The 7,482-nt window shown below is 69.7% G+C and carries 10 protein-coding genes; 3 read left to right on the top strand and 7 right to left on the bottom strand.

Translation table 11 applies throughout. The features are described from left to right. From NHG85_RS05560 to NHG85_RS05540, 5 genes are all read right to left on the bottom strand, one after another. The coding region (locus NHG85_RS05560; protein WP_253330580.1) for a haloacid dehalogenase type II at nt 1-644 on the bottom strand (644 nt) is incomplete at its 3' end. 59 nt (nt 645-703) lie between these two features. Continuing rightward, on the bottom strand, nt 704-1,225 hold the full coding sequence (locus tag NHG85_RS05555; protein ID WP_253330578.1) for a GNAT family N-acetyltransferase: 522 nt from the start codon (nt 1,223-1,225) through the stop codon (nt 704-706). After that, nucleotides 1,222-2,148 (bottom strand): ornithine carbamoyltransferase, encoded by a 927-nt coding sequence (gene argF, locus NHG85_RS05550; RefSeq protein WP_253330576.1) that lies wholly within the window; start codon nt 2,146-2,148, stop codon nt 1,222-1,224. The genes NHG85_RS05555 and argF overlap by 4 nt, the downstream gene beginning before the upstream one ends. A gap of 66 nt (nt 2,149-2,214) precedes the next feature. After that, the gene (locus NHG85_RS05545) at nt 2,215-2,715 is read right to left on the bottom strand and encodes a GNAT family N-acetyltransferase (RefSeq protein WP_253330574.1); all 501 of its coding nucleotides are present in this window, start codon (nt 2,713-2,715) and stop codon (nt 2,215-2,217) included. Continuing rightward, on the bottom strand, nt 2,705-3,889 hold the full coding sequence (locus NHG85_RS05540; RefSeq protein ID WP_253330572.1) for an aspartate aminotransferase family protein: 1,185 nt from the start codon (nt 3,887-3,889) through the stop codon (nt 2,705-2,707). The genes NHG85_RS05545 and NHG85_RS05540 overlap by 11 nt, the downstream gene beginning before the upstream one ends. Before the next feature lie 254 nt (nt 3,890-4,143). Between NHG85_RS05540 and NHG85_RS05535 the strand changes: the two genes are divergently transcribed. Beyond that, nucleotides 4,144-5,076: an ATP-binding cassette domain-containing protein gene (locus tag NHG85_RS05535; protein ID WP_253330570.1), complete on the top strand. Its 933-nt coding sequence runs from the start codon at nt 4,144-4,146 to the stop codon at nt 5,074-5,076. Continuing rightward, entirely contained in the window at nt 5,073-5,864 is a 792-nt protein-coding gene (locus tag NHG85_RS05530; protein WP_253330568.1) for an ABC transporter permease, read from the top strand. Before NHG85_RS05535 ends, NHG85_RS05530 begins: the two co-directional genes overlap by 4 nt. Here the strand turns inward: NHG85_RS05530 and NHG85_RS05525 are convergent. After that, nucleotides 5,849-6,310 carry a GNAT family N-acetyltransferase gene (locus NHG85_RS05525; RefSeq protein ID WP_253330566.1) on the bottom strand — a complete coding sequence of 154 codons (462 nt, stop codon included), beginning with the start codon at nt 6,308-6,310 and terminating at the stop codon, nt 5,849-5,851. The two genes, NHG85_RS05530 and NHG85_RS05525, sit on opposite strands and share 16 nt — an antisense overlap. Continuing rightward, a complete protein-coding gene (locus NHG85_RS05520; RefSeq protein ID WP_253330564.1) occupies nt 6,307-7,110 on the bottom strand; it encodes an ABC transporter permease in 804 nt (267 codons plus the stop codon). The genes NHG85_RS05525 and NHG85_RS05520 overlap by 4 nt, the downstream gene beginning before the upstream one ends. 178 nt (nt 7,111-7,288) lie before the next feature. On the opposite strand from NHG85_RS05520, the gene NHG85_RS05515 reads away from it, so the two are divergent. Beyond that, nucleotides 7,289-7,482, top strand: a 194-nt coding sequence (locus tag NHG85_RS05515; protein WP_305884595.1) for a GcrA family cell cycle regulator, incomplete at its 3' end; no start/stop codon positions are given.

Below are 7,482 nucleotides of genomic sequence, written 5' to 3'. Positions count from 1 at the left end.
TGCATCAGCGTCTCGCCCTCGGCATCCGCCGGGGCCATGATCGCCGAGCGCGGCTTGCCCGCGCGCGCCACGTATCCGGTGATCAGCCCGGCGCTGCGCGCGCCCTGCACGTCCCAGCCATGCGCGGCGACGAGTGCGAGCCGTTCTGGCGCCACCCCGAGCCGCGAGGCGGCGTGGTGATAGACCTGCGGCGCGGGCTTCCAGCGTTCGACCTCGTCGACCGAGATCACATGCGAAACGAGATCGCTCAGCCCGGCCCTGTCGACCAGCGCGCGCGTCACCTTCTCGCTGCCATTGGTCAGCACCGCGATCGGGACGCTGTCACGCGACAGCCTTTGCATCGCGGGCAGCACGTCGGGCTCGGCGTCGAGCTCGGTGAAGCCCGACAGGATATCCTCGATCCTGTCCTCGCGGCCTTTGATCCCCTGCGCCGTCATCATCACCTCGAGCGTTGCTTCGGCGATTTCGCGGAACGGCTTGTAGATGTCGAGCGCGCCTAGCGCGAAGGCGTCGCGCAGCATCTGCGCGAACCAGGTTTCGAGCTGATGGCCCTGAAGCCCGGCCCACTCCATCCGGGGCCGCAGCTTTCCGAGCGAGAACAGCGTCTCCACGGCGTCGAAGGCGATGGCGTCGGGGCGGGGCATGGCGGTCTCCAGGGCTTGGGGTCCGGGGCCAACGCGAGGCGCAGGCCCGCGTTCCCCCCTCAGAGATCGCGGGCGTAGTGTACGAGCGTCAGCGGCGCGCCGTGCAGCTCGGCCTGCACGGGTGCCTCCCCCGTGGGCGCGAAGCCGTTGGCCTCAAGCACCTTGATCGAGGCGACGTGATGCTCGGGCACCTTCGCCCTAAGCCGGTCGAGGCCGATCTCGCGCGCCACGTGGATCGCTACGCCCAGCGCGGCCCGGGCGAGGCCCTGCCCCGCATGGGCCGCGCCGATGCGGTAGCCCACTTCCGCCACAAGCCCGCCCGGCCCTTCGCTGATGCCGGTCAGGTTGACCCGGCCGATGATCGACCCATCCATGGCGCGCACGAGAAAGAAGCGGGCGCGGCCGGCCTCCGGCCCCTCCAGCATCTCGCGCAGGATCTCGCGCAGCGCATCGGGTTCGAAATAGCCCGGCGGGCGCGGCGGCACCCGCCGCTCGAACCAGTCGCGGCCCTCCAGCTCGAAGGTCGAGAGCGCCTCGGCGTCCCCGACCTCGAGCGGCACCAGCCGGAAGGGGGGCGTCACGCGCCCAGGCACCAGCGCATCACCGCCTTTTGCGCGTGCAGGCGGTTCTCGGCCTCGTCGAAGATCACCGAAGCGGGACCGTCCATCACCTCGCTCGTTGCCTCGTCGTCGCGATGCGCGGGCAGGCAGTGCATGAAGAGCGCGTCGGGCTTGGCGCGGCCCATCAGCTCGGCATTGACCTGGTAGCCGCGCAGCTGGTTGTGGCGCCGCTCGCGCGCCGAGGCCGGATCATGCATCGACACCCATGTGTCGGTAACGACGAGATCGGCGCCCTCGACCGCGGCCATGGGATCGCGGATGATCTCTATATTGGCGCCCACCGCACGCGCGGCCTCCATGATCTCGGGCTCGGGGTCGAGCGGCTTGGGGCCGGTGAAGACCAGGTCGAAGCCGAATTGCGCGGAGGCCTGGGCGAAGCTCGCGAAGACGTTGTTGCCATCGCCCGACCAGACGACCTTGCGGCCCTTGATCGGCCCGCGATGCTCCTCGAAGGTCATGATGTCGGCCATGATCTGGCACGGGTGCGTGCGGTTGGTGAGCCCGTTGATCACCGGCACGGTCGCATTCTCGGCCATCTCGACAAGAGTCTGCTCCTCGAATGTGCGGATCATGATCAGGTCGACATAGCGCGACAGCACGCGGGCCGTGTCGGCGATGGTCTCGCCATGGCCGAGTTGCATGTCGGCGCCCGACAGCACCATGGTCTGCGCGCCCATCTGCCGCGCGCCCACGTCGAAGCTGACCCGGGTCCGCGTCGAGGGCTTTTCGAAGATCAATGCCACCATGCGGCCCTCGAGCGGCGTCTCGTCGTCGCACATGCCCTTGGGGCGGTCCTTGCGCGCGTCCTTCATGGCGCGGGCGTGGTCGATCATCTGGCGCAGGTCGGCCACAGGCGTGGGCAGGATGTCGAGGAAGTGCTTCATGTCTCTACTTTCGGATCGAAGAGCCGGGCGCGGCGCACGCCTCGGCGGATATGGGGAAGGGTGAGGTCAGTCGGCCCCCAGCGTCATCAGCCGGATCGGGTCTCCGTCCTCGCAGGGCAGGATGGTATCGCCCGAAAAACCGGCGCGCTGATAGGCGGCGATGGCGCGGGCGTTGTCGGGCGCGGGGTCGACCGCCACCAGCGGCGCGCCCGCGGCGATGAGCTGCAGCGCCCGCTCGCGCAGGAAGGCCGCACCATGGCCGCGCCCGAGATAGGCCGGATCGCCGAGAAAGGCATCCATGCCGCGCGCGCCCTTGGGCAGATGCGCGTAATGCGGCATGTCATAGAAATGCGCCTCGTAATCCTGCACATAGGCGAAGGGATGCCCCTCGTGCTCGACGATGCGCATGTCGGTGCCGGTGTTGCCCTCGGCCCAGTCGCGGCTGATCTCGGCCCATTCGGTCGCCGCATCCCCCCACCAGCCGTCGATATGCGGCTCCGCCAGCCAGCGGTCGAACAGCCGCCGGTCGGAGGCGACCAGCGGCCTGAAGCGGTACCTACCCGGCATCGGAGCCGACCCGCGCCGCCGCCCGGTCGAGCCGAGAGAGCGCCTCGTCGATCTCGGCCTCGGTGATGTTGAGCGGCGGCAGGAGCCGCACCACGTTGTCGGCGGCGGGCACGGTGAGGACCTCCTCGGCATAGCCCGCCTGCACCACGTCACCTGCGGCGGGCCTGCACTTCAGCCCCAGCATCAGCCCCGCGCCGCGCACGCTCTCGAACACCTGCGGATGGGTGGCCACGAGCCCTTCTAGCCCTTGGCGCAGCCGCCCGGCGCGCGCCCTCACGGCTTCGAGAAAGCCCTCATCGGCCACGATCTCCATCACCTTCGCACCGACCGCGCAGGCCAGCGGGTTGCCGCCATAGGTCGAGCCATGCGTGCCCGCCGTCATCGGCGCGGCGGCGGCTTCGGTAGCCAGCACCGCGCCCAAGGGAAAGCCGCCGCCGATGCCCTTGGCGACCATCATGATGTCCGGCATCACCCCGGCCCATTCATGCGCAAAGAGCCTGCCGGTGCGCCCCATGCCGCATTGCACCTCGTCGAAGATCAGGAGCGTCCCGGTCTCGTCGCACAGCTCGCGCAGCCCCTTGAGGCACTGGTCCGGCACCGGCCGGATGCCGCCCTCGCCCTGCACCGGCTCAATCAGGACCGCGCCGACGTCCGCTGGGGCCATGGCCGCGCGCAGGCCGTCGTGATCGCCCCAGCCAAGCTGGGTGAAGCCCCCCAGCAGCGGGCCGAAGCCCTTGGTCATCTTCTCGGTGCCGACGGCGGCGATCGCGGCCGAAGAGCGGCCGTGGAAGGCGCCTTCGAAGGTCAGGATGCGGCTGCGCTCGGGCTGGCCCCGGTCGTGCCAGTACTTGCGCGCCATCTTCACCGCCAGCTCCATCGCCTCGGTGCCCGAATTGGTGAAGAAGCAGCTGTCAGCGAAGGTCTTGTCCACCAGCGCGTCGGCGAGCTTCTGCTGCGCCGGGATCTGGTAGAGGTTCGAGACATGCCACAGCGCGCCCGCCTGCGTCGTCAGCGCATCGACCAGATCGGGGTTGGCATGGCCCAGCGCGTTGACCGCGATGCCCGCGCCGAGATCGAGAAATCGGCGCCCGTCCTCGGTCTGCAGCCAGACGCCCTCGCCCTTCACGAAGGACAGCGGCGCGCGGTTGTAGGTCGGCAGGATCGAGGGGATCATGGCAATGGTCCTGTAATAGGCCCCGTTGGTGCCGCAGCGGCAGGGGCGAGTCAATTGTCGTGGGGGAAAGAAGACGCACAAGGGCCGCGTCGCGAAGCGATGGGGGGCTTCAGCGTCGGCGTCGGGGGGCGGCGAAGGCGGCGGTCTGCGTCATGCGGGCGACGTTAGGCGAGGAACCGGCGGACCGAAAGAGGAAATCGCCCCCCGCGGCACGGGGCCGTGCTAGCCTGCGGCAAAGACGAGGGAGGGACGGCATGCAGGACGATCTCGCGATCCGCGCGCGCGGGCTGCGGCGCAGCTTCGGCGATCTGAGGGCCGTGGACGGCATCGATCTCGACGTGCCGCGCGGCATGATCTTCGCCATCCTCGGCCCCAACGGCGCGGGCAAGACCACGCTTTTGCGCATCCTCGCCACGCTCACCCGACCAGATGCGGGCGAAGCGCAGGTGATGGGACACGACCTCGCGTCCCACCCCGAGCGCGTGCGCGCCGCCATCGCCATGACCGGGCAGTTCGCCTCGCTCGACGAGGATCTGACCGGGCGCGAGAACCTCGTCATGCTGTCGCGGCTGTGGGGCTTTGGCTGGCGCGCGGCGCGCGGGCGGGCCGAGGAGCTGCTCGCGGCCTTCGATCTGTCGGAGGCCGCGAAGAAGCAGGTCAAGGACTACTCGGGCGGGATGCGCCGCCGGCTCGACATCGCCGCCTCGCTGATCGTCAGCCCGGGCGTGCTGTTTCTCGACGAGCCGACCACCGGGCTCGACCCCTCGGCCCGCGCCGGGGTCTGGCGGCTCATCCGCGGGCTGGCGGCCAAGGGCGTCACCATCCTGCTCACCACCCAGTATCTGGAAGAGGCCGACCAGCTCGCGGGCCGCATCGCGGTGATCGACCATGGCCGCAAGATCGCCGAGGGCACCAGCCGCGAGCTCAAGGCGCAGACCGGCTCGGGCGTGCTGCATGTCACCCCGCTCGATCCGGGCAACCGCGAGATCGCGCTGGGACTGCTCGGCGAGGCGGCGCAGGCCGACCCCGAGGGCGCGCGGCTTTCGGTGCCGGTGGCCGACGACACCGAGGCCGCCGCGCATCTGGCGCGGCTGGCGCAGGCGCATATCCGGCTCGCGGAGTTCTCGCTCGGCGCGCCGAGCCTCGACGAGGTGTTCTTTGCCCTGACCGGAAAGGAGGCGGCATGAGCATTCCCCTGCCCCAGGGTCCGCGCCCCGCCGCCCCCTCGCCCGCCTCGACGGCGCTGACCTTTGCCTGGCGCGCGGTGCTGAAATTCCGCCACGTGCCCGAGCAGCTGTTCGATCTGGTGATGACGCCGATCATGTTCACGCTGCTCTTCACCTTCATCTTCGGCGGCGCGCTGGCGGGCTCCTCGACCGCCTATCTGCAGTGGTTCATCCCCGGCATCCTCGTGCAGACCACGGTGTTCAACACGGTCTATTCCGGCATGGGCCTCTCGACCGACCTCTCCAAGGGGCTGTTCGACCGCTTCCGCTCCCTGCCGATCTGGTCGCTGGCGCCCTTTGCCGGCCTGATGGTGGGCGACATGCTGCGCCATACCATCGCGGGGGCGATCATCCTCGGGATCGGGCTGGCGCTCGGCTACAGCCCCGAGGCGGGGCTTTCGGGCATCCTCGCCTCCTTCGCGCTGCTTCTGGCGATCGGCTTCGGATGGGGCTGGATCTTCATCGTGCTGGGCCTCGTGGTGCGCACGCCGATGACGGTGATGACGCTGGGCTTCGCGGTGCTGTTCCCGGTGACCTTCGCTTCGAACATCATGGTCGATCCGGCGACCATGCCCGGCTGGCTGCAGGCCTTCGTCGCGGTCAACCCGGTGTCGCTGATGACCACGGCGCTGCGCGCGCTGATGGCGGGGACGGCGACGGCGCGCGAGATCGGGCTGGCATTGCTGGGGCCCGCGCTGCTGACACTGCTGCTCGCGCCGCTGACGCTCACCCTTTATCGCCGCAGGTAGCGCCGCCAGCGCAGCCGCCCCTCGCGCCCCGGGGGCACGGGGGTGAAGAGGTTGCGCTCCAGCACCCGGATCGAGCCCGCGTTGCCGGGATCGGTCTCGGCCAGAAGCGCGCTCAGCCCCTCCTCGGCCGCCCGCGTCACGAAGCAGCCCACCGCGGCCCCCGCGAGCCCGCGCCCGCGCTGCCCCGGCGAGATGGCATAGCCGAACTCGGCCTGCCCCTCGGCGTCGGTGGGTCTTGGCATCACGAAGCCGACCATGAGATCGCCCTCCACGATCAGGCAGGCCCCCCAGCCCTGACGCGCGCGCAGCGTGCCGCAATGCCGCGCGATCAGCATCGCCTCGGGCGCCGTCATCAGCCCCGCTTCGGGCAGCAGAAGCCCCTGCGGCGGCAGCCCGACCGCCAGCCGCTCGAAATCGGCGGGCACGGCGTCGCGCAGAAGGCTCATGGCTTGAGCCTGTAGCCCTTTTCGAGCCAGCCCCAGGCGAGGCCCAGCACCACCAGGCAGGAGACGAGCGCGACGGCGAGGCCGAGCACCGGCGAGCTGTCGGAGACGCCGATCATGCCGAAGCGGGCGCCGTCGATCAGGTAGAAGAACGGGTTGGCATGGCTCAGCGTCTGCATGAAGCCCGGCAGCGCGTCGATCGAGTAGAAGGTGCCCGACAGGAAGGCCAGGGGCGTGACGAGAAAGTTGGTGATCGCGGCGAGCTGGTCGAACTTCTGCGCATAGATCCCGGCGATCAGCCCGAGCGCGCCCATGAAGATCGAGCCCAGCACCCAGAAGGCCAACGCCCAGAAGGGATGCGCGATCTGCACGCCCAGAAACAGCCAGACGCCGATCGCGATCACCACCGCGACGATCAGCCCGCGCGCCACCGCGCCTGCGACATAGCCGGCCAGCACCTCGGCCGAGGAGAGCGGCGCCATCAGCGTGTCGACGATGTTGCCCTGCACCTTGGCCGAGGCCAGCGAAGACGAGGTGTTGGCGAAGGCCTGCTGGATCACCGTCATCATCAGAAGGCCGGGTGCCAGGAAATGCAGGAACTCCACCCCCATCACGTCGCCGCGGCGCGGGCCGATGGCGATGGTGAAGATCAGCAAAAACAGCGCCGCGTTGATCAGCGGCGCCATCACCGTCTGCGCCCAGACATTGAGGAAGCGGCGGATCTCGCGGCTCGCGAGCGTCGCGGTGCCCAGTGTGTTGAAGCGTCCGAAACGACGAATGCCGTGGTCTGTGTCGATGCTCATGATATGCGCCTCCTGAGGTCGGGGTTGTAGCGGTCGTGCGCATGGTGGCAAGTGCAGCCCTCGGGGCGCGATCTGCGCCGCGACGCGCGGTCCGGGTTGAACTGCCGCCCCTGGCTGTGTAAATCGGCACGTCGCAACTGAAACGGCGGGCCACCGCCCAACCGATCGGAGGCATTGCATGTCCTGGACCGACGAGCGCGTCGAAACGCTCAAGAGAATGTGGAACGAGGGCCAGTCGGCGAGCCAGATCGCCAAGGAACTCGGTGGCGTGACGCGCAACGCCGTGATCGGCAAGGTGCATCGCCTGGGCCTGTCGAACCGCACCGGCGTGGCCCCGCAGCCCGCCCCCGCCGCACCGGCGGCCCCCGCCGC

The organism is Limimaricola litoreus, from assembly GCF_024159025.1.
In the GTDB taxonomy this organism is placed as follows: domain Bacteria; phylum Pseudomonadota; class Alphaproteobacteria; order Rhodobacterales; family Rhodobacteraceae; genus Limimaricola; species Limimaricola litoreus.
This window is presented reverse-complemented; position numbering and strand designations above follow the sequence as displayed.

Bases quoted from the DNA above. Each gene is read 5' to 3' on its own strand.
- NHG85_RS05540 (WP_253330572.1), bottom strand. From the start codon at position 3,889: ATGATCCCCTCGATCCTGCCGACCTACAACCGCGCGCCGCTGTCCTTC.
- NHG85_RS05520 (WP_253330564.1), bottom strand. From the start codon at position 7,110: ATGAGCATCGACACAGACCACGGCATTCGTCGTTTCGGACGCTTCAAC.
- argF (WP_253330576.1), bottom strand. From the start codon at position 2,148: ATGAAGCACTTCCTCGACATCCTGCCCACGCCTGTGGCCGACCTGCGC.
- NHG85_RS05530 (WP_253330568.1), top strand. From the start codon at position 5,073: ATGAGCATTCCCCTGCCCCAGGGTCCGCGCCCCGCCGCCCCCTCGCCC.
- NHG85_RS05525 (WP_253330566.1), bottom strand. From the start codon at position 6,310: ATGAGCCTTCTGCGCGACGCCGTGCCCGCCGATTTCGAGCGGCTGGCG.
- NHG85_RS05545 (WP_253330574.1), bottom strand. From the start codon at position 2,715: ATGCCGGGTAGGTACCGCTTCAGGCCGCTGGTCGCCTCCGACCGGCGG.
- NHG85_RS05535 (WP_253330570.1), top strand. From the start codon at position 4,144: ATGCAGGACGATCTCGCGATCCGCGCGCGCGGGCTGCGGCGCAGCTTC.